Here is a 23,538-nt window from a genome sequence, read left to right as displayed (position 1 = left end):
TTGATGCCCCGCCGTACCACACCCGGTCTTCCCACCCGCGAACAGATACTGGATTTCATCGCCAGCAGCCCGACACCCGCGGGCAAGCGGGAGCTTGCGCGGGCGTTCGGGCTGCATGGCAATGAGAAGATCGCGCTCAAGGCTTTGCTCAAGGACATGGCCGATGAAGGCCTGATCGACAGCGCACCGGGCCGCGCCTTTCACAAGATGGGCGGCGTGCCCAAGGTGACCGTGTTGCGCATCGTCGATGTCGCCGACGACGGTCAGGCCTTCGGCGTGCCCGAAAGCTGGCATGCGGACGGCCCGCCGCCCAAGCTGCGCGTGATCGAACGCGGCAAGCGGGACCGCGCGCTCGGCCCCGGCGACCGCATTCTCGCGCGCACGGAGGAAGCGGGCAAAGGCTGGGTCGCGCATCCGATGAAGCGGCTGGCGCGCGGTGAAGAACAGATACTCGGCGTGCTCCATCAGGAGGGCGAACGCCTGTGGCTGAAGCCGGTCGACAAGCGCGAACGTCGCGAATTGATAGTGTCGGATGCCGGCGATGCCGAAGCGGGCGATCTCGTGCTGGCGGAAAAGGCCGGACGGCCACCGCGCATCACCGCGCGGGTGGTGGAGCGGCTGGGGGAGCCGTTCGCACCGCGCAGCTTCAGCCTGATCGCGATCCATAAACATGGCATCCCCGATCGCTTTACCGACGAGACGATTGCCGAAGCCAACCGGGTCTCGCAATTGCCGCTGGGTGAGCAGCGCGAAGATCTGCGTCATCTGCCGATCGTGGCGATCGATCCGGCCGACGCCCGCGATCATGACGATGCGGTCTGGGCGGCGGCGGACGATGATCCTGCCAATGCGGGCGGCTTCAAGGCGATCGTCGCGATTGCCGACGTCAGTTTCTATGTCCGCCCCGGTTCGGACCTGGACCGGGAAGCGCGGCGTCGTGGCAACAGCGTCTATTTCCCGGACCGCGTCGTGCCGATGCTGCCGGAAGAATTGTCGGCGGACATCTGTTCGTTGAAGGAAGGCGCCGATCGGGCCGCCTTGGTGTGCCACCTCGTCATTTCCCCCGATGGCGCGTTGAAGAGCTGGAAATTTACCAGAGCAGTTATCCGCGTGGCGGCCAATCTCGCCTACGAGGATGCGCAGGCAGCGATAGACGCTGCCCCCGGCGTTCCGGCCGCGGCCGCCTTGGCCGGCCAATCCGAACCTCCTTCAGCGGGCCGTGCCTCCGCCGAGGCTACGGATTTGGTGGAGGTGGCGCTGAAGCCGCTTTGGGCGTGCTGGGCGGCGCTGGCCAAGGCACGGGACAAGCGCGCGCCGCTGGAGCTGGATCTGCCCGAACGGCGGGTCGTGCTCGACGAGAAAGGCCATATCCTGTCGGTGGCCCCGCGGGAGCGGCTGGATGCGCACCGGCTGATCGAGGATTATATGATCGCGGCCAATGTCGCGGCGGCCAAGGCGCTGGAGGCCAAGAAAGCGCCGGTCATGTACCGCATCCACGAGCCGCCCAGCCGGGAGAAGCTGGTCGCGCTGAAGGATTATCTCGATACGTTCGGGATCAGCTTCGCCTTGGGTCAGGTGATCAAGCCCAACACGTTCAACCAGCTGTTGGAGCGGGTCGGCAAGCGTGACGAGCGTCCCCAGATCATGGAACAGGTGCTGCGCACCCAGACGCAAGCCTATTACGGCCCCGGCAATGCCGGCCATTTCGGCCTCGCGCTCGGCAGCTATGCCCACTTCACCAGTCCGATCCGGCGTTATGCCGATCTGCTGGTCCATCGCGCGTTGGTGGGTGCCTATACTCTGGCGCCGGCGGTCAAAGAGACGCGGCTGCCCGTGGAGGATGAGACCGCCTTCGTGCGCATCGGGGAAGCAATCAGCGCCGCCGAACGTCGCGCGATGGAGGCGGAGCGCGAGACGATCGACCGCTATGTCGCGGCCTATCTGTCGACGCGCGTCGGCGAATTGGTCGATACGCGCATCACGGGGGTGCAGCCCTTCGGCTTCTTCGCCACCGTGGTGGGATTGGGGGGCGACGGGCTTGTCCCGATATCGACCCTGGGGCGCGAATATTTCCGTTATGACGAAGCGTCCCATGCGCTGGAAGGCGAGCAGACGGGCACGCGCTATACATCCGGCATGCACCTCAAGCTGCGGCTGGCGGAAGCCAACCCGATCTCCGGCGCGCTGCGGTTCGAAATAGAGGATGCGGAAGGCGGATCGAGCGCACCGCGCGCCCGACGCAACGATCGGACCGCCCCGCGACGGGGCCGCCCGGGCAACATACGGCACAATGGCAAGCGCAGATAAGGGACAAGCTATGCGGGGTATGTGGACGGGCTTGGCGGCGCTCCTGCTGGCGACAGCGGGCGCGAGCGGCGTGCAGGCCGAGCGCGCGACACCATCGGCCTGGGATCAGGCCCGGACGCTGGGCCGCGGCGTCAACATCCTGGGCTACGATCCGATCTGGAAGGATTTCGGCAGCGGCCGCTTCAAGGCGGAGCATTTCACCAAGATCCGGCAGGCCGGCTTCACGTCCGTCCGGATCGTGCTCCAGTCCTTTGCGCATATGAACGCCGATAACGAACTCGACCCGAAATGGCTCTTCACGCTGGACTGGGCGATCAGCGGCGCGAGCAAGGCGGGGCTGAAGGTCATCATCGACGAACATGATTTCAATCTGTGCAGCGACCAGCCGGATACGTGTCGCGCGAAGCTCATCGCATTCTGGACGCAGGTCGGGCGCCACCTGCGCAAGCGCAACGCCAGCGTGATGTTCGAACTGCTCAACGAACCGCATGGCGCGCTGGACGCTGCCAAGTGGAATGCGATGTTGCGGGACCTGATCCCGATCGTGCGCAAGGATAATCCCACACGGACGTTGATCATCGGCCCGACGCAGTGGAACAGCCTGCGCCAGCTCGACACGCTGGAGCTGCCGGAGAATGATCAGCACATCATCGTCACCTTCCATTATTACGATCCGATGCGGTTCACGCATCAGGGCGCAAGCTGGACGCCGGAATATGCCAATGTGTCGGGCGTGACCTGCTGCTCCCCCGAAGAGACGGCCAAGATCGATAGCGATTTCGATCGGGTTGCCGCCTGGTCGAAAGAGCATCATCGCCCGATCCTCCTGGGCGAGTTCGGCGCGCGCGAGGGCGGCGACATGGCGTCGCGCGTAGCGTGGACGAGCGCCGTCGCGCGGTCGGCCGAGCGCCATGGCTTTGCCTGGGCCTATTGGCAGTTCGACAGCGACTTCGTCGTGTGGGACATGAAAGCGAATGACTGGGTGCGGCCGATCCTGGGCGCATTGATCCCCGGCAAGGGCTGAGCGCTTACTTCCTGACGGCGGCCAGGACCGAAGGCGTCGCCAACGCGGCTTCGGCGGAGCAGGAAGCGGCGTCCGGCGCATTGGCCGGATTGGCGCGGGCGGCGGCCAGTTCGCGCCGGGCAACGGCGAGGTCGGCCTGATAGGCGGCAGTAGCGCGGATCGCCTGCATGGTCGCGCTCGCACCGGTGCGGCCAGCCTCGATCGCGCTCATATTGTGCGCGCCGCACACGATCCGGCTTTCCCCATAGGCACGCGCACGGACGAGGATGGCATGCGCGCGATCCGGCTCCGCCTCCGACAGGATCAGGCCGAACGTCCAGCCCCGCGTCGCGTGACCGGAGGGATAATCATAGCTCTTGGCGAGCTCCTCCTTCGATTCGCAGGTTGGACCCTTGTCGATCAGGAACGGGCGCAGCCGCTTCCAATGGTCCTTCGCGGCATTGTTGGCGCGGGCCGTATCGGCATTGGCGGCCGCCAGCAGGCGATGCGTGGCGGGGGTGGCGTCCGGCGAGATCGCGACGCCGGCGGCGCAGCTGAAATCCTTCTCGACCGCGATCACGGAGGAGGGCACGTCGTCGGTCGCCAGCCGGCCGCGCGGCGTGTCGAGCATGGCGCGCGTCGCCTTGAACATCTTGCGATCCGCCGCATAGCGGATGTCGCCCTTCACCGGCGCGGGTGGGACGATCGTCGTCAGATCGAACACGCCGTTCAGATAGCCCGGCACCGGCGCGGCCGCGATCGCGGCGCCGCCGATCGCCAACAGGCCGAGCACGATCCGTAGCGTCACGTCATAGTCTCGGCAGGGTGACGCCCGTCTGCGCCATATATTTGCCGGCGCGATCGGCGTAGCTCACCTCGCACGGCTCATTGCCCTTCAGGAACAGGAACTGGCAGGCGCCTTCATTGGCGTAGATCTTGGCGGGCAGGGGCGTCGTGTTGGAGAATTCCAGCGTGACATGGCCTTCCCAGCCGGGCTCGAGCGGGGTCACGTTCACGATGATGCCGCAGCGGGCATAGGTCGATTTGCCAAGGCAGATGACGAGCACGTCGCGCGGCACGCGGAAATATTCGACCGTGCGGGCCAGTGCGAAGCTGTTGGGCGGGATGATGCAGCAGTCGGTCTTGCGATCGACGAAGCTGTTATGCGCAAAATCCTTCGGGTCGACGATGACGCTGTCGATATTGGTGAAGATCTTGAACTCGTCCGAAACGCGCGCATCATAGCCGTAGGAGGACAGACCATAGCTGATGCACCCGTCGCGCCGCTGCGCCTCCACGAACGGCTCGATCATACCGTGATTCTGCGCCTGCTCGCGGATCCAGCGATCGGATTGAATGGACATAGGCGCGCTCGCTGCGATTGAAGGAGTTGAAGCTTTTGCCGGAAAGGAAGGGAAGGGCAAGGGGAGCGAATTACCGCGTCATCGATTGCATACCTAAGCGACGGACTGCCAATCTTGCCTGTCGCCTTGTCGCCACGTGCCGGGGCCGGTAATGTTGCGGCGCAGTTGAGGGAGAGCGACTTGCTTCAGGGAATGTCGATGGATTGCCCGGGCGGCTGGCGCGACAAGTCCATGCTCGTATTGAGCGCGGCCGAAGCGGGTGCGTCGGGCGTAACCCCGAACATGGTGGTGATGCGCGATGTGCCGCCCAAGGACCTTCCGACCGACCCACAAGCGCGGATGAATATGCTGATCGATCGTCAGGTTGCGCAAATGGCCGAGCAGCTGGCAGGCTTTCAGGAAGTGTCGCGCCGGGTCGATGCGCGTGGCGCCTCCGTTCTCGCCGAAGTGAAGGTGGACTGGCATAATGCCCAGGCCAAGCTGACGCAGAGCGTGACGTTCGTCCAGGATGGGGATGACGGGCTGGTGATCGCCACGGCGACCGCGGGGCGGGGCGAGTTTGACGATGCCGAGCCCACGTTCCGCGAAATGCTGAAAAGCTTTCGGATCGCCTGATGGGGGCTGCGGCAGCCGCACGGGTCGACGATCCCTTCGGCCACAGCTCCGCCATGAATGGCGTGGTCATCGGCCTCGCCGTGGGCGCCTTGATCGGGGCTGCGATCCTGACCGGTGGCGTAAGCCTGATCGCGGTCGGCGCGGCCGTCGCCATCACCGGCGGCGCCGGCATGGCGGGCCAGGCGATCGGAGAGACGATTGAAGGGCCGGAAACGGGCGTCATCAAGATCGGCTCACGCAACGTTTTCATCAACGGCCGGCCGGCGGCGATGACGGTGCTCGCGACGGGTCCGTGCAGCAAGGATTCGGGACCGCCGATACCGGTCGCCACGGGGGCCGAGACGGTGCTGATCAACAGCCAGCCGGCCGCGCGGGTCGGCGAGAAGATGGGCTGCTCGGCCATCATTCGCAAAGGCTCGAAGAACGTCTTCATCGGTGGCCCCTCCAAGGAGGTCATCAAGCCGACGCCTGAAGTGCCGGTCGCCCTGCAGAACGTCATGCTGGCGATGACGATCGGCGGTACCGCTATCGGGACGCTGGGCGTCGGCCTGACCTATGGCGTCGGCGCTGCGGTCGGCAGCCTGGTGGGTGGTGCAGGCGGAAGCTATCTCGGCGGCCAGGGCGCCACCGCCGCCGCGGGGGCCATGGGTTATGGCGCGACGGGGCAGGCGGTTGCGGGCGTGCTCGGCAGCTTTGCCGGTGGTGCGATCGGCGGCGGCCTCGGCTTTAAGGGCGGCCAGATGCGCGATGTTGCGGTCAATCGCACGACCGCCCAGAATTATTATGCGGAGCAGGGTTGGCCGCAGGCGCGCATCGACTCGCATCTTAAGGGCATCGATTTCACGCGCCCGGTGAAGGTCGTCGATCTCCCGGCGGGCACGGAGATGAGCCAGTGGCAGGTGCCCGGCGGACCGAAAGGCAATTACTTTTCCGGGGCGCAGACCAAGCCGGCAGAGCTCGGTATCTCGCCTGTCGGTCATGATCCGGCGATTGGGGCGGTGTCCAAGGTTCAGACCGACTATGTGTCGACTCGTCCCACCAGCGCATTGCGTTCGACCGCGGCGGCCGTGGATGACACGTGGTCCAGCCCCTATGCGACGGCGCAGACGCCCGGCGGCGGCAGGCAATTCTTTGTTCCAGATCAGGCGGCTTTCTCCCCATGACCATTTCTACCATTGACGAGCGTGTCCACGCGGCACGTGCCGCGACCGACGAACGGCTGGAACAGTTCCCCGGCCACCCGCTTTTCCTCTACGCCTCCCGTGACATTGCCAGGGTCGAGGAACGTCTCGCGTCCGGCGCGCCGATCGATCAGGCCTTTTACGACAGTCTCAATGTCGGTCTGATGTGCGCGCGTGAGCTGGAGGCGGTCGACATGCCGTTTTGCGACACGATCTACGCGATGCTGGAAGAGGTCCGGCAGCATATTGCCTGACCGCGGCGTGATGCGGATCTTCGCGCTCGGCGGGTAGCGGCTGGGCTATGCTGACGTTCGACGCGAAGAACTCCAGTCTTGTCTACGCCGGTTGCGCCATCAGTGGTTCGACACGCCTGGAGGATCTGACAGCGCAGCTCGCAGGCGAATCCGGCGACATTCATGGGCAGCCAGGCTGGAGCCGATTTGCCACGCGGGGCGAGGCGCTCAACGCGTCCATCTCCTTCTACCAGGATTGCGTGCACAGCGGCTACTTCTGGGCGGATGTTCCGGGACGGTCCTGGGATGACCTTGAAACGAGCGAGGCGGCAAGGCGCGCCAAGCATGCCGCGATCATCACGCGGATGTTCGGCGCGGACAGCTTTGCCGACGATCGTCTTGAAGTTTCGCTAGCCCGCGATCCACGCTCGGCGCTGGAGACGATCGCCTTCGCGTTCCGATAAGCGGGCGCCGATCAGCGATCGACGCCTCAGCCGATGCCCAGATCGCCTGGCCCGAACGCGAAGGGCAGCAGCTCCGACAGCAGATGCCGCCGGACGATCGCGCCGTCGGCCGATCCGCAATATATGGTGATGTCGCGACGGCCCATATCCGCGGCTTCGTTGAGGATCTGCCGGCAGCGGCCGCAGGGATAGATGGGGGAGTCGCCCTCCAGGCCTGTCTTCGTCATCGCGCCGCCGACGATGCCGATCGCGACGACGTCCTTGAACCGCCCCGCCACGTTGGCCGCGGCCAAGGCCACCGTCTCGGCGCAGAGTGAGAGGCCGTAGCTCGCATTTTCGAAATTCGTGCCGGGGATGATCGTGCCGTCTTCCAGCAGCACGGCGGCACCGACGCCGAATTTCGAATAGGGGGCGTGGGCGTTTTTCGCCGCCTCCAGCGCGTGATCGATCAGCACGCGGCCGGCGACGTCTTCCATCGGTATCTCAGCCACGGATATGCAGCGCCGTAATCAGGGTGAAGAGCCGCCGTGCGGTCTCGAAATCGATCGCCACCTTATTCTCCAGACAGTTCCTCAACAATTCCGCGCCCTGATTGTGGATCGCGCGCCGCGCCATGTCGATCGGTTCGATCTGCGCCGGTTGCTGCTGCTCGCCCAGCGCGCGTAAATAGCTCTCGCAAATCGCGAAATAGTCTTTGATCGGGCGGCGGAAGCGGGTGAGGCCCAGCTTGATCGTTTCCAGCAAGCGATCGCCGGCATCCGCAATGTCGATCGCGAGGCGCCCCTCTTCGACTCGCAGCTTGACGCGATAGGGGCCATGAAAACCTTTTTCGATCGGGCGGCGCGGTTCGAAGTGGTTGCCGGCCAGCAGATCGTGGATCGCGATCTGACGCTCCCGATCGACCGCGATCGCCCGCGTCGGGAACGTGTCGTCGTCCAGTTCGATCGCGATGATGCGAGGGTCGGCCATCGGCCGCGCTTATCGTGCACAAGGAAGCTTGGCAAAATATCCGCGTTATTAACGCTATCCACAGGCCATCGAATCATGGCCGTGCGCCGGTTTTTGGCTCAAGGATGGCGGCATGGCCGAACCGATTAGACTAGTGCCGCCCTCCCCGGAGGGCGGGCCGCCCGCGCTTCCGCAAAATGTGGAGGCGGAGGCCGCGCTGTTGGGCGCGCTGATGATCGACAACCGTCTGGTCGAAGACGTGCAGCTGAAGCTGCGGCCGGAGCATTTCTTCGAGCCGGTCCACGGTCGCATCTATGAAGCCCTGTTGCGGATGACCGACCGCAATATGGTCGCCAATCCCGTCACGCTGCGCCCGATGTTCGAGGCAGATGCGGAATTGAAGGAACTGGGCGGCCCATCCTATCTCGCCCAGCTGACGGGATCGGGCGCGGCCTTGATCGGTGCGCGCGATTTCGCGACCCAGGTCTATGATCTGGCCTTGCTGCGGGCCCTCATCGGCGTCGGCCGGGACATGGTCGAGAAAGCCGTCGACACATCGGAGTCGGTCGATCCGAAGAGCCAGATCGAGGAAGCCGAAGTCGCGCTGTATCGGGTAGCCGAAGAGGGCGGCGAGCAGGGTTCGGTCAAGACATTCGGTCAGGCCACCAAGCTGGCGGTCGAGCAAGCCGAACGCGCGCTCAATTCGGGTGGCCACGTCTCGGGCGTGACGACCGGCTTGGATAGCGTGAATGCGAAGATGGGCGGTCTGCACCCATCGGATCTCATCATCCTCGCCGGGCGCCCCGGCATGGGCAAGACCTCGCTCGCCACCAACCTTGCCTTCAATGCGGCGCGGCGGCTGGTGCGCGACCGCGAAGACGGAATTCCCGACGAGAAGTCGGTTGGCGCCGCGGTCGCCTTTTTCAGCCTGGAAATGTCGGCCGATCAGCTCGCCACGCGTATCCTTGCCGAAAATAGCGGGATCAGCTCCGAAAACCTGCGCATGGGCAAGATCAGCCAGCAGGATTTTCGCAACCTCGCCCGCGCGGCAACCGAACTGGAGAGCTTGCCCCTCTACATCGACGATACGCCCGGCCTGACCATTGCTGCGCTGCGTACCCGTGCCCGGCGTTTGAAGCGCCAGCGCGGCATCGGCATGATCGTGGTCGATTATCTGCAGCTACTGCAGGGCTCGGGCCGGAATGGTGGCGAGAATCGCGTCCAGGAAATCTCGGAGATCAGCCGCGGCCTGAAGCAGCTGGCCAAAGAATTGTCGGTGCCGGTGATGGCATTGTCCCAGCTCAGCCGTGCGGTGGAAAGCCGCGAGGACAAGCGGCCCCAGCTGTCGGATCTGCGCGAATCCGGTTCGATCGAGCAGGACGCCGACATCGTGTTGTTTGTGTTCCGCGAGGAATATTACGTCAATGCGCGCGAACCCAAGCGCCCGGATTCCACCAGCGGTACCGACGTCCATGCCGCGCATGAGGAATGGATGAAGGAAGCGGCAGGCGTATTCGGCCTGTGCGAGCTGATCGTCGCCAAGCAGCGTCACGGCGCCACCGGCAAGGTGAAGCTGAAGTTCGAAGCCCGCATCACCAAATTCAGCGATCTGGCGGACGACTATGCCGGCTGAACGACCGATGCGGCCCTAACCCCTTTCCTTATACGCCGCTTGGGCGCACGACGGGCGAACATCTTCCAGGAGCAACCATGCGCCTCGTTTCGCTTGCCGCCCTTTCCGCTGCCATCCTTGTTGCTACCCCGATCATCGCTGCACCCACGGCCGTAGCGCCGCTGGCTTTTACCGAACGCACCTTGCCGAACGGTCTGCGCGTCTTCGCCATGCCCGACAAAAGCGGCACCAGCGTCTCCGTCCAGGTCTGGTATAATGTCGGCGGGCGTGACGATCCGCGCGGCCGATCGGGCTTCGCGCATCTGTTCGAGCATCTCATGTTCAAGGCGACGCGCAACATGCCCGCCGAGACGATGGACCGGCTGACCGAGGATGTCGGCGGCAACAACAATGCGTCAACCGATGACGATTTCACCGAATATCATGAATCCGCCCCCGCCAATCATCTTCAGCGGCTGATCTGGGCGGAAGCGGAGCGGATGGGTTCGCTGGTGATCGACCAGCCAACCTTCGTGGCCGAGCGCGATGTCGTGAAGGAGGAATTACGCGGCGATGCGGCGCGGCCTTATGACAGCCTCTTCCGCCTCAATCTGCCGGCGGCGAGCTACACGGTCAGCAGCTATGCGCGCTCACCCATCGGGAGCATCGCCGATCTGGACGCCGCGACGGTGGACGATGTGCGCGCCTTCCACGCTCAATATTATCGCCCCGACAATGCCGTGCTGGTCGTGTCCGGCAATTTCGATCCGGCCGAGCTGAACAAATGGGTCGACACTTATTTCGGGCCGATCGCGAAGCCCGGTCGCCCCATCCCCCGCAACTTCGTGGCGGAGCCACCGCGGACCGCGCCGCGGCGGATTACGCTCCACGCGCCCAACACACCGCTGCCGGCGGTGCTGCTGAGCTGGCAGCTCCCGCCGGCGGGCAATCCCGATCATGCCGTCCTGAACGTGATCGACGGCATTCTGTCCGGTGGGGAGAGCGCGCGCTTCTACCAATCCCTCGTCTATCGCGATCAGCTGGCGGCAGAAGCGGGCATATCGACCGATCTGCGTAAGGGCACCGGCATGTTCTCGGCCTATGCGATCGTGGCGGGCGGCAAGACGCCCGAGTCGGTCGAAGCGGCACTCCGCAAGGAGATTGCGCAGTTGCGCGCCAAGCCGGTGTCCGCAGCCGAGTTGATGCGAGTGAAGAACCAGATCGTCACCTCGGCCCTGAAGGAACGGGAGACGGCAGAGGGCAGGGCGAGCACGCTGGCGTCCAGCGTCATCCTGGAAAATGATCCGCATGCCGCCGACAAACGCATCGCCCAGATCCAGGCGGTCACGGCAGCGGACGTGCAGCGGGTCGCCCGCAAGCTGTTCGCCGACGATCGTGCGGTGACGATCGATTATCTGCCGGGTGCGCCCGGCGCGCAGGCAGAAGCGGTGCCGATCGCACCGACCGTGGCGACCGCGCCCTTGGCGATCCCGGCAAACGTACCGATCGTCGTTGCGGCGCCGGCCGACCAGCGCGTCCAGCCGCCCGCGCCCGGCACTGCGGTGACGCCGAGCCTGCCGACGCCGCGCGAGCGCCGTCTGGCGAACGGCATGCGACTGGTTGTAATCGAGCGGCATGCGCTGCCGATCGTGACCGCCTATCTGGTCACTGGCGGCGGCTCCTCGACCGATCCCGCTGCGCGGGGCGGTGTGGCGGAACTGACCGCGGACCTGCTGACCAAGGGCACCGCGACGCGCTCGGCGACCGACATTGCCCGCGATGTCGAGACGCTGGGCGGATCCATCGGCGGGGATGCCGTTCGGGACGGTATGTTCCTGTCGCTGACCGTGAAGTCCGATCAACTGGCACCGGCGATGGACGTGTTCGCCGATGTGGCGATGCATCCGTCGTTCAAGCCGGAGGAACTGGAACGCGAGCGGACTAAGGCGCTCGACGGTTTGAAGGTCGCCTATAGCGAGCCCGGTCAACTTGCCTCGATGGTGTCGTCGCGCGCGGTCTATGGGCTGGGGCCTTATGGTAAGCCGGCCGACGGCACGCCGGCGTCGATCCGCGCCATCCAGCGGGACGATATCGTGACGGGCTATCGCGGCTATTGGCGGCCCGACACGACCACGCTGGTGATGGCGGGCGATATCACGCCGGATCAGGCACAGCAGATGGCCGATCGTTTGTTCGGCGGCTGGGCCAAGCCCAATGTGCCGGCCGCGGTGCCGCCGGCGGCGGGTACGCCGGCGCCGCCACGGACCTATGTGATCGACATGCCCCAGTCGCCGCAGGCGGCCGTTGCGGTGGCGCGCGTGACGATCGCGCGGAAGGATCCGCGTTATTATCCGATGGTGGTGGCCGAACAGGCGCTGGGCGGCGGCTATAGCGCGCGGCTGAATCAGGAGGTCCGCGTCAAGCGGGGCCTGGCTTATGGCGCGGGATCCTCCTTCCAGGCGCGGCGTTCGCCCGGCCCGCTGGCGGCGTCGACGCAGACGAAGAACAGCACCGTGCCCGACGTCATCGATCTGATCCGGGAGGAGATGACCCGGATGGGCAAGGATCAGGTGCCGGCGGCGGAGCTCGATGCGCGCAAGGCATCGCTGATCGGCTCCTTCGGCCGTCAGGTCGAAACCACCGACGGACTTGCCGGCTATGCCGCCGGGCTGGTGCTGCAGGAGGTGCCGTTGAACGAGATTGGCCGCTATTCGACGGCGATCAATGCGGTCACGCCCGAACAGGTGCGCCAGGTCTCGCAGGAACTGATCGACCCCGCGCCCGCGAGCGTGATCGTGGTGGGCGATGCCGCTCAGTTCGTGCCCAAGTTGCAGGCCAAGGGCGTGAAGGCGGAGGTCATTCCCGTCGACAAGCTCAACCTGGACAGCCCGACGCTGCGGTAGGCGGCTTGTTCGTAGACAGGGCGCGCACCGGGAGGTTGTGCGGCGTCGCGCGGTGCGGGTAGACATCGGCCATGCTCGATCATGTCCGCACCGCCTTGTTCCTGCCCGCCTCCAACGCGCGGGCGATCGCGAAGGCGCAGACGCTGCCGTGCGACCTGGTGATCCTCGATCTGGAGGATGCCGTGCCGGAAGCGGACAAGGATGCGGCACGCGCGGCCGCCGGGGCTGCAGCGGACATGGACTGGGGCGATCGTCTGCTGGCGGTGCGTGTGAACGGACCTGGCTCGTCGCATGACGCGGACATGGCGGCCTTGGCAGGCCTCGCCGGCATCGACCTGATCGTCGTGCCCAAGGTGGAAACGCCGGAATATGCCGCGTCCCTGGGGCAGCGCCTGGCGAAGCCGGTGCTGGCGATGATCGAAACGCCCGCCGGCATCTATGCCGCCCGCGAGATTGCGGGCGTGGCGGCGGTTGTCGGCCTGCTCGCCGGCACGAACGATCTGGCGGCGACCCTGCGCTTGCCACCGGACGCGGGGCGTGCCGCGCTGATGCTGGCGCTGCAGTCGATCGTGCTGGCGGCGCGCGCGGCCGATATCGCCCCGCTCGACGGCGTCTTCAATCTTCTGGACGATTCCACGGCGCTGGAGGCGGATTGCCATGCCGGCCGCGCGCTGGGCTTCAGCGGCAAGGCGCTGATCCATCCCAACCAGATCGAGGTAGCAAACCGTATGTTCGCGCCTTCGCCCGCCGAGATTCAGGCAGCGCGCGAACTGATTGCGGCGGCCACCGGCGGCGCGGAACGGTTTCAGGGGCGGATGATCGAAGCCATGCACGTCGACGCCGCGCGCCGCCTGCTGGGGCCTGGGCGCAGGGACTGATGGCGCGAATGCGCCCCCCTGGAGCCTAGCGCCACGGGCATTGGCCGCCTATATGGCCCCGAATCCTTCTTCCATCCGCGGGGATTCATGAACATCGAACTCGGCCTTACTTTTGACGACGTGCTGCTCCGGCCCGGCGCGTCGGAGGTGTTGCCGACGTCGGCTGACACCAGCACCCGTCTGACGCGGGACATCGGCCTGATGATCCCCTTCATGTCGTCCGCCATGGACACCGTCACCGAAGCCGACATGGCGATCGTGATGGCGCAGCTCGGTGGCATCGGCGTGCTCCATCGCAATCTGGAGATTGAGGAGCAGGCCGCCGCGGTTCGCGCGGTCAAGCGGTTCGAAAGCGGCATGGTGGTCAATCCGATCACGCTGACGCCGACGCAGACGCTGGCCGAGGCGCGCGCCCTGATGGGCCGGCACCATATTTCCGGCTTCCCGGTGGTCGAGCCCAACGGCAAGCTGGTCGGCATCCTCACCCACCGCGACATGCGCTTTGCGGAACGGCCCGATCAGGCGGTGTCGGAACTGATGACCAGCCAGAATCTGGTCACGGTGCGGGCCGGCGTCAGCTCGGCGGACGCGCAGCGCCTGCTGCACCAGCGCCGGATCGAAAAGCTGCTGGTCGTCGATGAGGAGTATCGCTGCGTCGGCCTGATCACCGTCAAGGATATCGAAAAGGCGGTGACCTACCCGACCGCCACCAAGGACGGCACCGGCCGGCTGCGCGTCGCCGCGGCGACAACGGTCGGCGACAAGGGCTTTGCCCGGACGGAAGCGCTGGTGGATGCCGAGTGCGACCTGATTGTGATCGATACCGCGCATGGCCATAATAGGGACGTCGCCCGCGCGGTCGAGCGCGTGAAGCGGCTGTCGAACTCCATCCAGATCATCGCCGGCAACGTCGCGACCGCCGAAGGCACGCGCGCGCTGATCGATGCCGGTGCGGACGGTATCAAGGTCGGCATCGGTCCCGGCTCGATCTGCACCACCCGGGTCGTCGCCGGGGTCGGCGTGCCGCAGCTTACCGCCGTCATGGAATCGGCCGAGGAAGCGTGGAAGTCCAACGTGCCGGTGATCGCCGACGGCGGGCTGCGCACCTCCGGCGACGTCGCCAAGGCCTTGGCGGCGGGCGCCTCCACGGTGATGGTGGGTTCGCTATTGGCGGGCACCGACGAAGCACCTGGCGAAACCTTCCTCTACCAGGGCCGTGCCTTCAAATCCTATCGCGGCATGGGTTCGGTCGGCGCGATGGCGCGCGGCTCGGCGGATCGCTATTTCCAGCAGGAAGTGCGCGATCAGCTGAAGCTGGTGCCCGAAGGCATCGAAGGCCAGGTGCCCTATAAGGGCCCGGCCAAGGACGTCATCCACCAGCTGGTCGGCGGGGTGAAGGCGGCGATGGGCTATACCGGCGCGGCGACGCTGGAAGAGCTGCGCGAACGCGCGCGCTTCGTCCGCATCACCAATGCGGGCCTGCGCGAAAGCCATGTCCACGACGTCACCATCACCCGCGAAGCGCCCAATTATCCGTCGCTTGGCTGATCCTTTTCCTCGCCCGCGTGCGGGCGGGGTCAGGGGAGGGGAGGAGCCCGATATGACATGCCCCCGGCCCGGTCTTGGTACAGCCCAACCGTCAGCGCCACGCGCCAGCGCGAAGGGTGACGCATGACCCCATCCGCCCGCCTTCAGGCCGCGATCGACATTGTCGATCAGGTGATCTTCGCGGCCAGTGCCGGCGGCGCGGCGGCGGACACGTTGATCGCGCGCTATTTCAAGACGCGGCGCTATGCGGGTTCGAAGGATCGCCGGGCGGTCCGCGAGCTCGCCTATGCGGCGATGCGCCGTGCGGGGGAGATGCCGGCAAGCGGGCGCGCGGCGCTGCTGGGGCTGGCGCAGGATCGTCCGGAATTGCTGGGCCTGTTCGATGGGGCGCCGCATTGCCCGGCACCGATCACCGCCGGCGACGTGCCCGCACCTGCCGGACTCGCGCCCGCCTGGCTCGCCGATCAACTGGTAAAGACCCTGGGCGCGGACGAATTGCCCGCTTTGCTGGAACGGGCGCCGCTGGACATTCGTGTCAACCGCCTGAAGGCGACGCGCGACGAGATGCTGGCCGCGCTGCCCGATGCGGTTGCCGGGTCGCTCTCCCCCGACGCGTTGCGCCTGCCCGAGGGGACCAATGTCGAGGCGCTGCCGGCCTTCGCGGCGGGCAAGATCGAGGTCCAGGACGAGGGCAGTCAATTGATCGCGGCGGCCTGCGGTGCGGCGCCCGGAAGGCTGATCGTCGATCTGTGCGCGGGCGCCGGCGGGAAGACGCTCGCGCTGGCCGCGGCGATGGAGGGCAAAGGGCGGTTGATCGCCTGCGACGTCGATCGCCCGCGTCTGTCGCGGTTGCCGCCGCGGGCCGAACGGGCGGGCGCCGGCCTGATCGAGCTACGCTTGCTGAACGGCAGCCGCGAACGCGAGGGGCTGTCCGACCTCAATCATGCCGCCGACGTGGTGCTGATCGACGCGCCTTGTTCGGGAACGGGCACGTGGCGGCGCAACCCGGAATCGCGGTGGCGGTTGACGCCGGTGCGGCTGGACCGGCTGCGGTCGACCCAGGCCGAGGTGTTGAAGATCGGCGCCGGCTTGGTGCGTCCGGGCGGCCGGCTGGTCTATGCCGTATGCTCGCTGCTGGACGGGGAGGGGCGCGACCAGGTCGATCGCTTCCTGCACGCGCATCCGGGCTGGGCGCGCCTGGATCCGCTGCGCGCCGGCCGTGTCCACGGTGCCGGCCGCCGGTTGACGCCGGCCCATGACGGCACCGACGGCTTTTTCATCGCCGTGCTCGGCGCCCCATGCTAGATCCCCGGGCATCCCGTTTTGTGGAGCTGTTGATGCGTTTTTCCCCCACCGCGATCGTTCTGGCGTTGAGCCTTGCCACGGTGTCGTCGACCAGCCTTGGCCAGCGGCGCGACGACCAGATCGATCCGCGCAGTCTGGCCTTGCTCGCCCAGGGCGAAAAGCTGCGGCTGGCGGGCAATTTGTCAGGCGCGGCGGATCTGCTGGAGAGCGCCCTGGCGGTCGATCCCCGCAATCGTGGCGCCTATATCGCGTTGGGCCGCGTCGCGCAGGGGCAAGGCCTGTCCGGCAAGGCGGTGCGCTTCTATCGCGACGCGCTGACGCTCGATCCCAATGACACGGTCGCGCTCGCCGGGCAGGGCGAAGCGATGGTGCAGAAGGGCGCGCTCGAACGCGCGCGGGCCAACCTCGCCCGTATCAACCAGCTCTGCAAGGGCGCCTGCCCCCCGGCCGCCACGCTGAGCGCCGCCATCGCCAAGGGGCCCCCGCCGACGGTCGTCACGGCCGAGGCCACGACCAAGGTCCCGCCCAAGGGCGAGGAAGACAAGACGCAGAAGCAGCAATAGGCCGAAGGCACTGTCAGTAATTCTCGGATCGTAAATCCCTTCCAGGACGTCTGGAACGGACCTTCACTCACAGACGGCTATATCTACGTCGGCGCCGCATCAGGACCCGGAGACGAACCTGATCGCGACACCTACTGACCGGTCATTGGTGGCGATTGCCGTCCGCTAGCGCGCGTTCCGTAATTTGCCACTTGCCCGACAGGCGCTGGCAAAGCCGCTGGCCGCCTGCAGTCGCAGAGTCTCGGGCGACAGGACGGCCGCAAGGCGCGCGGCCAGATCGGCCTGCCGAAATGGTTTTTCGAGGCGCGGTAGCTGCGCGTCTATGCCGATCGCGTCCGAGTAACCCGACACGATGAGCACGGGCAGATCGGGGCGTTCGCGTACGGCCGTCCGCGCCAGCTCAACACCGGTCATCTGAGGCATAAGGTGGTCCGTAATCAAGATGTCGATCCCCGGACGCTCGCGTAAATGCCGGAGCGCCTCGGGACCGGAGCTCGCTTCGATGACGTCGAAACCGATGTCGATCAGCATATCGGCGGTCGTAGCCCTGACCAATTCCTCGTCGTCGACGAGCAGCGCTATGCCCGCGGTCGTGGCTGCATGATCGATCGGCTGGATCGCGCGAACCGCCGTGTCGGTGCTGATGGGCAACCAGAGGCTAACTTTGGTGCCAGCGCCCACGGCGCTCTTGATCGTGAGGGTGCCACCCAGCTGCGACGCGAGCCCATGCGCCATCGACAGGCCAAGGCCGGTGCCGCGACCGACACCCTTTGTCGAATAAAAGGGTTCGACGGCGCGTCGACGGGTTTCCTCGTCCATGCCTAAACCGGTGTCGGTCACGGCGATCACAACGTAGGAACCTTCGGGCACCTCCCCGTGTCGAGCGCCTGGTGTCCGATGCCGCGCCGATAGGGTGAGCGAACCGCCGTCAGGCATGGCGTCACGCGCGTTCAGAGACAGGTTCAATATCGCCATTTCAACCTGATGTGCGTCCGCCATGGCGAGTGGCAAATCCTCGGCCAGGTCGATATCCAATTGTATCTGCAGGCCAAGAGTGGTGCCCATCAGCTCCCGCATGCCCGTGATGAGCGCCGCAACATCGACTGCTTCCGATTTGAGAGGCTGCCGACGCGCGAAGGCAAGCAGCCGCTGGACCAGTGTCCGGGCGCGATCGGCGGACTGGATGGCCCCGTCGATCAGGCGCCGTTCGCGCTCGCCGCCAACTTGCCGTCGATGCAGGAGGTCCAAACTGCCGATGATCGGGGTGAGGAGATTGTTGAAGTCGTGGGCGACTCCACCGGTCAGCTGGCCCATGGCCTCCAGCTTCTGCGCCTGCCGAAGCGCGGCCTGTGCGGCGATCAGTTCGCGGGTGCGTTCCTCGACAAGGTGCTCCAGCGTTGCCGCAGAGCTCTGGAGGGCGACTTCCATCCGTTTACGATCGGTAATGTCGATCGAAAGGCCATCGAGCGACTTGGGTGACCCGTCGGGATTATAGGAAGGCTGCGCCCGTATTCCGATCCAGCGCGTCTCGCCGGCCGGTGTGATGAGTCTGTACTCGATATCGTAGGGGCCGCCGGTCCGGATGCTCGTGTCTATCGCCGCTTCGACTCGCGTTCTGTCGTCTTCGTGGATTGCGGCATGCAGGTCGGCATAGGTGAATGGCAGGTCGACGTCGCGGCCGAAATTCTCCCGGCACAAAGGCGAGGTTTCAAGCTCGCCGGTCTTGATGTCGAAGGTCCACATCCCGAGGCGCCCCGCCTCGATCATGAGGCTGCGCTGGCGGCCGCTCTCCTCGGCGAGGTGGAGCAGACGGGCATTGGCAAGCGAGATGGCCGCAAGCCGTGCCAGGCTCTCCAGGCGCTTCACCGTTTCGGGTGCGTGCTCCCGAACGTCGGCCCAATAGGCGCCGATGGCGGCAACTGCGGTGGGCCGACCGATCGGAACCATGAGCAGGCTGCGGACGAATGTCGGCGCGTAAGCCTCCTGCGGCACACGGGCATCGTTGCGAACATCGGAGATGGCGACGGTTTCAAGGCGCTGCATTGCCCAGCCGGATATGCAGATGTTTTCGTCGAAGCGGCTGCCCGACCATAGCGGCCCGATGGCGTCCTCCGCGACGTAAAAGCATCGCCCTTCGTCGCGAAGCACAACCGCGATTCCCTCGGCGCCGACAACGTCACGTGCTGTACTGCGAAGGATCTCGACGATCTCATCCATCGAATGAGCCGCCGCGAGCCGCTCGCTCGCGTCGATCAAAAGGGACTGGGCACTTCGCGCTTCGTCTGCCGCTGATCCTGTGACGTGACGCAAGGCGCTCTCCAATACGCAACTATAGCACCTTTCGTCGTGCTGACCGCATCTTATCGGCTCAACCTCGTCCGCATCAACCAGCTCTGCAAGGGCGTGTGCCCACCGGCGGCGGCGCTGAGCCCGCCATCGCCAAGGGGCCGCCGCCGGTCGTTACGGCCGAGGCGACGACCAAGGTCCCGCCCAAGGGCGAGGAAGACAAGACCCAGAAGCAGAGCAATAAGCAGGGGAATCGATCCGGCTTGGCGGCTCGCATGGCGGATGTGGGGCTACGGGCGAAGATGCGGCAGCCGCATTTCGGGCAGTTTGACACTGACACTGACCCCTGGAGTTTGGCGACGTTGCGACGCCGACCCGTGCGCCGTCCGCATCGTCCCCTGTCCGCTAGACCTGCCGCATGCCGCCATCGACGCAGAGCTCGGCCCCTGTCACGAAGCTCGCGTCATCGCTGAGGAGAAACACGGCGGCGGCCGCGACCTCGTCGGCGCGCGCCATGCGCCCAAGCGGAATGGGTGCGATCAGCATCTGCCGCGTCTCGTCAGATACGGCCGCCATCATGTCCGTATCCGTCGGTCCCGGCGCGACGACGTTGACCCGGATATGACGAGGCGCGAGTTCGGCCGCCCAGCTGCGCGCATAGGAGCGCAGCGCCGCTTTGGTCGCGGCATAGGTGCTGTAGGGCGTCACGCCCATGGCATCGGCGATCGAGCCGATGAGCACGACCGAGGCCCCCTCGCTCAGCACGGGCGATGCTGCCTGGATGCCGAACAGCGCACCACGCACGTTGACGGCGAAGTGCCGATCAAAATGCTCGGCCGTTTCCTCGCGGAGCGTTGCGGGCTCGGACAGTCCGGCGTTCAGCACCAGCGCATCGACGCGGCCATGCAGCCGCTGGGCCTCACGCACGACCCGTTCCAGATCGGCCTGGGCGGCCGCATCGGCTTCGATGCCATGCGCCAGAGGACCAATATCATCAGCCGCGGCGGTGACCTCGTCCCGCCTGCGGCCGGTAAGGATTACAGAAGCTCCTTCCTTCGCAAGCGCGCGGGCAGTTGCGAGGCCGATCCCCTTCGCTCCGCCGACCACCACGGCAACCTTGCCTGCCATTCTTGCCATAGCCCGTCCTTCCATTCGAGACGGTGAACCAGATATATGAAGCATATCTGCTATCAAGAACGCACCTGGAGTAGAGTAGATATGGCGAACGATACCGACCTGGAGGCGCTATCGTGCAAGGCAATGATGGATGTGCCCCGCATCCGACCCGTGCTGGATAAGATCGCGGACAAATGGACGATCATGATCCTGACGGTGCTGTGCCCGCAGCCGGCGCGGTTCAATGCGATCAAGCGTCGGCTGGATGGCATCACCCACAAGTCGCTTGCCGACGCGTTGAAGCGCCTGGAACGCCATGGACTGATTATCCGCACCGTGCTTCCAACCAGCCCGATTGGCGTCGAATACACGATCACGTCGCTGGGCCTCTCGCTTCGCGCACCATTTGAGGCGCTTTGTTCGTGGGCACTGGATCATGAGCAAGCGTTGTCGGCCGCTGCTACTGCCTATGACCAGTCGCGCGAAAGAACATCTGCGTGACCCACAGCCGGGCTCTCGCAGCCTGACTGGCAGTTCCTGAAAGCGGACGTCCGTTCAAGCCGGTTGCCGTCGCTCCACCATGGCTTTCAAAGCCTCACTGCCGTCATTTTTCGGACGGAGGAACATCAGGGCCTGACAGATACAGGACCTTTGTCTTGCTCAGGTAAATTTGGGCGCGACCAACGTCATCCATGAACCAAGTATAGACCTTTCCGTGGGTGGTGGTGATTTTCCCTTCTGCGTAGCAGGGGGACACATCCATCTTATTCCATTCATGGAATGAAATCTCGTTCGAACGCTTAAACCAGGCAGCCGCTCTACGACCGGGCAGGCGAAACGTGGCGCATTGTTCGCGTGATATGTCGGCATAGGGCTTGGACATCCATTGCCCGTCCTTGTCCACGGTTACCGATTTAATCGCAACCGAATGGGGCATGGATAAACCGGGTGCTGACAGCAAAATCCCGATCCCGATCGCAATCGCGCTATGGGTAGGACGTGCTACCATCGGGCAGTCTCCCCTTCGTGGTGATCTTTACGCGATACCACCGGGTGCCGAAATATCTCACGAAGAGGAACTTTGAAATTTTGCCGAAGCTCCGCAATCCGCCATCGGAGGGACTGATTTTCCTGCGTCGCGACGATCAGATTCATCCGCGAAGTTTGGCCTTCCTTCATCAACGACATGCGGTGAAAAGTCGGCGTTCGTCAGTCGTCTAGTTCAAGGAGGATGCAAGCGCGGAACCGCCTGCTTCGGCGTCCTGTCGGTGCCAAATCTCGACGACCTTGTGATGCACGAAATAGCCCGGCGGCGTATCGCGGGCGAGATATTCGCCGATACGGGGCAGGAACGCAAACTCCGCTGTGAAAAGCGGTTCTAGCGCTTCTTTGTTGTCGGCCGTTTCTACAATTGGCACGCCAGGATGCTACCCCGGCATACGGGTGTCCGCAATTGGGCGATAGCTGACTGTCAGCCTCGCGGGGATTAAGACCCATAGTCGGTCACTCGCAAGCTAATACGCGCCGCCCGGAAGCGGACATCCGTTCATGTTGCTGAGGGATGATTGGTAGGGACACGGATTTCGCGCCAAGCGGCGAAATCTGGGACATTTTTGCCGTTCCCATGCAACGTGTCGAACGGCAGATCTTGGCCCAATAGCCGACCTACGCCTTCGGGCTTTTAGCCATCCCAAAGGGTCAGGATCAGCGCGGTGGCGATGCAAATAACAAAGCCTAAGATGATGATTGCTGCCATGGCGATGTTCCTAGACGGCTCAGCCACCGCGCGCTTATAAATTACGTCGGTCACGTCCCATACCGCTTTTACGCTATCGCTCGCCGTCCGTCTCTAACTGACGGCCGCCGCTCAAACCCATGAAATGGCGCGTCTTCGATGAAGCCAATCGGTGCGACGAGCGTTTTGTGCGAGAGGAAATGCAGGAGAGCTGCAATGCCACGTGGAGACAAGTCGAGTTATACCGAAAAACAGAAGCGTAAGGCGACGCATATCGAGGAAGGATACGAGGGACGCGGCGTTAGCAAGAGCGAGGCGGAGCGACGCGCCTGGGCGACGGTGAACAAGGAGTCCGGCGGTGGCAAGCACTCCGGATCGGGCCGCGGTAACGCGGAAAACCACAGCGCTTCTCGGGCCGGCGGCCATAAGAGCGGCGCATCACAAAGCGCTCAACAGCGCTCTGCGGCCGCGAAAAAGGGGTGGGAGACACGTCGCAAGAACGCGAATGGCTAGCAAGTTCGGTGTTGTCGCAGAACCGAACCATCCAGAATCTCGGACAAACGCGATTAGGCCGAAGTCTGAGACTCGGCCCCCAAATATAGATACCGATTAACTTGAAGCATTTTAATACCGTCCCGCACGTTCGACGAAGAGGTCAAGCGGCCGCGCTGATCCTGGGAGAAGGGCCGTCCAGCAGCAAGTACGCAGCATCGAACGCGCCGGTCGCTACCAGCCTTTCCCAATCGGAGACCGCGACGACACCCCCACGCATATTGACTATGGAGCGTGTTCTCAGTTCCTTGAGCGTGCGGTTGACGTGAATGCTCGTAATGCCGGTCGCGTCACCGAGATCGCTTTGGGTGATCGGCAACGGAAATGAGTTGCGGTCGCCTACACCGGCCTGTTCGCATCTGATCGCCATCTCGCAGAAGAGATGAGCGAGCCGTGCCAACGAGTCCCGCCGACCGACGTTGACAACCCATTGGGAGAAGATCGACCCGTCCGCCACGCAGTCGCGCCAAAACGCCTCGGCTACCCCGGAATGCTTGGCGGCGATCGACCGAAGCGCAGCGTGCGGCACCCGCAGGACCTTGGTTCGGGTCAGCGACACAAGCCCCCACCCCGACTTCGGGCTCACCACCGACGGCAGGTCGGCCATGTCTCCCGGAATGTGAAGACAGGTGATTTGGCGAACACCGTCGGCGTTCTGGCCGAACCGCCCGACGAGACCTTCGACTACGAAACAGGCGTGATCGATCTCCTCGCCAGGCCGGACGAAATCTACATGGGACGCGACAAGCTTCAACTGCCCCGGCAGCCTCAGCAGCGCACTGCGCTCGTCGTCGTTGAGAATGGATCGCGATGTCAGCCGGTTGACGAAAGGCTGGAGGATTGAAGTCTGCAAGATGTCCATTGCATATACTCCCGCTGAGAAGCGGGATCGCCTGGAACTCGCTGCCAACGACGCCCGCCTATC

23 protein-coding genes are annotated in these 23,538 nt (G+C 64.9%); 14 read left to right on the top strand and 9 right to left on the bottom strand.

What is annotated here, in order from left to right; all coding sequences use genetic code 11:
• Positions 1 to 3: 3 nt before the first annotated feature.
• Positions 4 to 2,307 (top strand): ribonuclease R family protein, encoded by a 2,304-nt coding sequence (locus tag ACSBM8_RS11115; RefSeq protein WP_442678089.1) that lies wholly within the window; start codon positions 4 to 6, stop codon positions 2,305 to 2,307.
• 10 nt (positions 2,308 to 2,317) lie between these two features.
• Complete coding sequence (locus tag ACSBM8_RS11110) at positions 2,318 to 3,331, top strand: glycoside hydrolase family 5 protein (protein WP_442678088.1); 1,014 nt, start codon at positions 2,318 to 2,320, stop codon at positions 3,329 to 3,331.
• Positions 3,332 to 3,335: 4 nt separating this feature from the next.
• Here ACSBM8_RS11110 and ACSBM8_RS11105 read toward each other — a convergent pair whose 3' ends face one another.
• Together ACSBM8_RS11105 and dcd are read right to left on the bottom strand one after the other, a co-directional pair.
• The gene (locus tag ACSBM8_RS11105; protein ID WP_442678087.1) at positions 3,336 to 4,118 is read right to left on the bottom strand and encodes an acid phosphatase; all 783 of its coding nucleotides are present in this window, start codon (positions 4,116 to 4,118) and stop codon (positions 3,336 to 3,338) included.
• Between the two features lies 1 nt (position 4,119).
• Positions 4,120 to 4,674, bottom strand: coding sequence for a dCTP deaminase (dcd, locus tag ACSBM8_RS11100; protein ID WP_442678086.1), 555 nt, complete (start codon positions 4,672 to 4,674; stop codon positions 4,120 to 4,122).
• A gap of 180 nt (positions 4,675 to 4,854) precedes the next feature.
• Here dcd and ACSBM8_RS11095 point away from each other — a divergent pair, with 180 nt between their 5' ends.
• The 4 genes from ACSBM8_RS11095 to ACSBM8_RS11080 are packed head-to-tail and all read left to right on the top strand — an operon-like array spanning position 4,855 to position 7,167.
• Positions 4,855 to 5,289 (top strand): DcrB-related protein, encoded by a 435-nt coding sequence (locus ACSBM8_RS11095; RefSeq protein WP_442678085.1) that lies wholly within the window; start codon positions 4,855 to 4,857, stop codon positions 5,287 to 5,289.
• Entirely contained in the window at positions 5,289 to 6,452 is a 1,164-nt protein-coding gene (locus tag ACSBM8_RS11090) for a polymorphic toxin type 46 domain-containing protein (RefSeq protein ID WP_442678084.1), read from the top strand. Before ACSBM8_RS11095 ends, ACSBM8_RS11090 begins: the two co-directional genes overlap by 1 nt.
• Positions 6,449 to 6,724 (top strand): hypothetical protein, encoded by a 276-nt coding sequence (locus ACSBM8_RS11085; protein WP_442678083.1) that lies wholly within the window; start codon positions 6,449 to 6,451, stop codon positions 6,722 to 6,724. The genes ACSBM8_RS11090 and ACSBM8_RS11085 overlap by 4 nt, the downstream gene beginning before the upstream one ends.
• Positions 6,725 to 6,771: 47 nt before the next feature.
• Positions 6,772 to 7,167, top strand: a complete 396-nt coding sequence (locus tag ACSBM8_RS11080; protein WP_442678082.1) for a hypothetical protein — start codon at positions 6,772 to 6,774, stop codon at positions 7,165 to 7,167.
• Positions 7,168 to 7,193: 26 nt separating this feature from the next.
• On the opposite strand, the gene ACSBM8_RS11075 is transcribed toward ACSBM8_RS11080, so the two are convergent.
• Together ACSBM8_RS11075 and ACSBM8_RS11070 are read right to left on the bottom strand one after the other, a co-directional pair.
• The gene (locus tag ACSBM8_RS11075) at positions 7,194 to 7,643 is read right to left on the bottom strand and encodes a cytidine deaminase (RefSeq protein WP_442681566.1); all 450 of its coding nucleotides are present in this window, start codon (positions 7,641 to 7,643) and stop codon (positions 7,194 to 7,196) included.
• A 7-nt stretch (positions 7,644 to 7,650) separates the two neighbouring features.
• Positions 7,651 to 8,136, bottom strand: a complete 486-nt coding sequence (locus tag ACSBM8_RS11070) for a UPF0262 family protein (RefSeq protein ID WP_442678081.1) — start codon at positions 8,134 to 8,136, stop codon at positions 7,651 to 7,653.
• 112 nt (positions 8,137 to 8,248) lie between these two features.
• Between ACSBM8_RS11070 and ACSBM8_RS11065 the strand changes: the two genes are divergently transcribed.
• The 6 genes from ACSBM8_RS11065 to ACSBM8_RS11040 all read left to right on the top strand — a co-directional run bounded on the left by ACSBM8_RS11065 (position 8,249) and on the right by ACSBM8_RS11040 (position 16,924).
• Positions 8,249 to 9,748 (top strand): replicative DNA helicase, encoded by a 1,500-nt coding sequence (locus tag ACSBM8_RS11065; RefSeq protein ID WP_442678080.1) that lies wholly within the window; start codon positions 8,249 to 8,251, stop codon positions 9,746 to 9,748.
• A gap of 77 nt (positions 9,749 to 9,825) precedes the next feature.
• Entirely contained in the window at positions 9,826 to 12,630 is a 2,805-nt protein-coding gene (locus ACSBM8_RS11060; RefSeq protein ID WP_442678079.1) for a M16 family metallopeptidase, read from the top strand.
• Positions 12,631 to 12,701: 71 nt separating this feature from the next.
• On the top strand, positions 12,702 to 13,508 hold the full coding sequence (locus tag ACSBM8_RS11055; protein WP_442678078.1) for an HpcH/HpaI aldolase/citrate lyase family protein: 807 nt from the start codon (positions 12,702 to 12,704) through the stop codon (positions 13,506 to 13,508).
• An 87-nt stretch (positions 13,509 to 13,595) separates the two neighbouring features.
• Complete coding sequence (gene guaB / locus ACSBM8_RS11050; RefSeq protein WP_442678077.1) at positions 13,596 to 15,056, top strand: IMP dehydrogenase; 1,461 nt, start codon at positions 13,596 to 13,598, stop codon at positions 15,054 to 15,056.
• 123 nt (positions 15,057 to 15,179) lie between these two features.
• Positions 15,180 to 16,361, top strand: a complete 1,182-nt coding sequence (locus ACSBM8_RS11045) for an RsmB/NOP family class I SAM-dependent RNA methyltransferase (RefSeq protein ID WP_442678076.1) — start codon at positions 15,180 to 15,182, stop codon at positions 16,359 to 16,361.
• 32 nt (positions 16,362 to 16,393) lie between these two features.
• Positions 16,394 to 16,924, top strand: a complete 531-nt coding sequence (locus ACSBM8_RS11040; RefSeq protein ID WP_442678075.1) for a hypothetical protein — start codon at positions 16,394 to 16,396, stop codon at positions 16,922 to 16,924.
• Positions 16,925 to 17,089: 165 nt separating this feature from the next.
• Here the strand turns inward: ACSBM8_RS11040 and ACSBM8_RS11035 are convergent, their stop codons facing one another.
• Positions 17,090 to 19,234, bottom strand: a complete 2,145-nt coding sequence (locus ACSBM8_RS11035) for an ATP-binding protein (RefSeq protein ID WP_442678074.1) — start codon at positions 19,232 to 19,234, stop codon at positions 17,090 to 17,092.
• A gap of 381 nt (positions 19,235 to 19,615) precedes the next feature.
• A complete protein-coding gene (locus ACSBM8_RS11030) occupies positions 19,616 to 20,347 on the bottom strand; it encodes an SDR family NAD(P)-dependent oxidoreductase (protein WP_442678073.1) in 732 nt (243 codons plus the stop codon).
• Between the two features lie 36 nt (positions 20,348 to 20,383).
• Here ACSBM8_RS11030 and ACSBM8_RS11025 point away from each other — a divergent pair, with 36 nt between their 5' ends.
• Positions 20,384 to 20,827: a winged helix-turn-helix transcriptional regulator gene (locus ACSBM8_RS11025; protein ID WP_442678072.1), complete on the top strand. Its 444-nt coding sequence runs from the start codon at positions 20,384 to 20,386 to the stop codon at positions 20,825 to 20,827.
• Positions 20,828 to 20,930: 103 nt separating this feature from the next.
• Here ACSBM8_RS11025 and ACSBM8_RS11020 read toward each other — a convergent pair whose 3' ends face one another.
• Entirely contained in the window at positions 20,931 to 21,335 is a 405-nt protein-coding gene (locus ACSBM8_RS11020; protein ID WP_442678071.1) for a hypothetical protein, read from the bottom strand.
• 672 nt (positions 21,336 to 22,007) lie between these two features.
• Positions 22,008 to 22,136, bottom strand: a complete 129-nt coding sequence (locus ACSBM8_RS11015) for a hypothetical protein (protein WP_442678070.1) — start codon at positions 22,134 to 22,136, stop codon at positions 22,008 to 22,010.
• A gap of 141 nt (positions 22,137 to 22,277) precedes the next feature.
• On the opposite strand from ACSBM8_RS11015, the gene ACSBM8_RS11010 reads away from it, so the two are divergent.
• Positions 22,278 to 22,574 carry a plasmid stabilization protein gene (locus ACSBM8_RS11010; protein ID WP_442678069.1) on the top strand — a complete coding sequence of 99 codons (297 nt, stop codon included), beginning with the start codon at positions 22,278 to 22,280 and terminating at the stop codon, positions 22,572 to 22,574.
• A 142-nt stretch (positions 22,575 to 22,716) separates the two neighbouring features.
• Here ACSBM8_RS11010 and ACSBM8_RS11005 read toward each other — a convergent pair whose 3' ends face one another.
• Positions 22,717 to 23,475 carry a Crp/Fnr family transcriptional regulator gene (locus tag ACSBM8_RS11005; RefSeq protein WP_442678068.1) on the bottom strand — a complete coding sequence of 253 codons (759 nt, stop codon included), beginning with the start codon at positions 23,473 to 23,475 and terminating at the stop codon, positions 22,717 to 22,719.
• Between the last annotated feature and the right edge of the window lie 63 nt (positions 23,476 to 23,538).

It is taken from the genome of Sphingomonas sp. ASY06-1R (genome assembly GCF_052180265.1).
Classification (GTDB): domain Bacteria; phylum Pseudomonadota; class Alphaproteobacteria; order Sphingomonadales; family Sphingomonadaceae; genus Sphingomonas_I.
Note: the sequence above shows the minus strand (reverse complement) of the source record. Positions and strands in the feature narration are given on the sequence as shown.

Bases quoted from the DNA above. Each gene is read 5' to 3' on its own strand.
- ACSBM8_RS11115 (WP_442678089.1), top strand. From the start codon at position 4: ATGCCCCGCCGTACCACACCCGGTCTTCCCACCCGCGAACAGATACTG.
- ACSBM8_RS11110 (WP_442678088.1), top strand. From the start codon at position 2,318: ATGCGGGGTATGTGGACGGGCTTGGCGGCGCTCCTGCTGGCGACAGCG.
- dcd (WP_442678086.1), bottom strand. From the start codon at position 4,674: ATGTCCATTCAATCCGATCGCTGGATCCGCGAGCAGGCGCAGAATCAC.
- ACSBM8_RS11090 (WP_442678084.1), top strand. From the start codon at position 5,289: ATGGGGGCTGCGGCAGCCGCACGGGTCGACGATCCCTTCGGCCACAGC.
- ACSBM8_RS11085 (WP_442678083.1), top strand. From the start codon at position 6,449: ATGACCATTTCTACCATTGACGAGCGTGTCCACGCGGCACGTGCCGCG.
- ACSBM8_RS11080 (WP_442678082.1), top strand. From the start codon at position 6,772: ATGCTGACGTTCGACGCGAAGAACTCCAGTCTTGTCTACGCCGGTTGC.
- ACSBM8_RS11075 (WP_442681566.1), bottom strand. From the start codon at position 7,643: ATGGAAGACGTCGCCGGCCGCGTGCTGATCGATCACGCGCTGGAGGCG.
- ACSBM8_RS11070 (WP_442678081.1), bottom strand. From the start codon at position 8,136: ATGGCCGACCCTCGCATCATCGCGATCGAACTGGACGACGACACGTTC.
- ACSBM8_RS11065 (WP_442678080.1), top strand. From the start codon at position 8,249: ATGGCCGAACCGATTAGACTAGTGCCGCCCTCCCCGGAGGGCGGGCCG.
- ACSBM8_RS11060 (WP_442678079.1), top strand. From the start codon at position 9,826: ATGCGCCTCGTTTCGCTTGCCGCCCTTTCCGCTGCCATCCTTGTTGCT.
- ACSBM8_RS11055 (WP_442678078.1), top strand. From the start codon at position 12,702: ATGCTCGATCATGTCCGCACCGCCTTGTTCCTGCCCGCCTCCAACGCG.
- guaB (WP_442678077.1), top strand. From the start codon at position 13,596: ATGAACATCGAACTCGGCCTTACTTTTGACGACGTGCTGCTCCGGCCC.
- ACSBM8_RS11045 (WP_442678076.1), top strand. From the start codon at position 15,180: ATGACCCCATCCGCCCGCCTTCAGGCCGCGATCGACATTGTCGATCAG.
- ACSBM8_RS11040 (WP_442678075.1), top strand. From the start codon at position 16,394: ATGCGTTTTTCCCCCACCGCGATCGTTCTGGCGTTGAGCCTTGCCACG.
- ACSBM8_RS11030 (WP_442678073.1), bottom strand. From the start codon at position 20,347: ATGGCAAGAATGGCAGGCAAGGTTGCCGTGGTGGTCGGCGGAGCGAAG.
- ACSBM8_RS11025 (WP_442678072.1), top strand. From the start codon at position 20,384: ATGAAGCATATCTGCTATCAAGAACGCACCTGGAGTAGAGTAGATATG.
- ACSBM8_RS11020 (WP_442678071.1), bottom strand. From the start codon at position 21,335: ATGGTAGCACGTCCTACCCATAGCGCGATTGCGATCGGGATCGGGATT.
- ACSBM8_RS11010 (WP_442678069.1), top strand. From the start codon at position 22,278: ATGCCACGTGGAGACAAGTCGAGTTATACCGAAAAACAGAAGCGTAAG.
- ACSBM8_RS11005 (WP_442678068.1), bottom strand. From the start codon at position 23,475: ATGGACATCTTGCAGACTTCAATCCTCCAGCCTTTCGTCAACCGGCTG.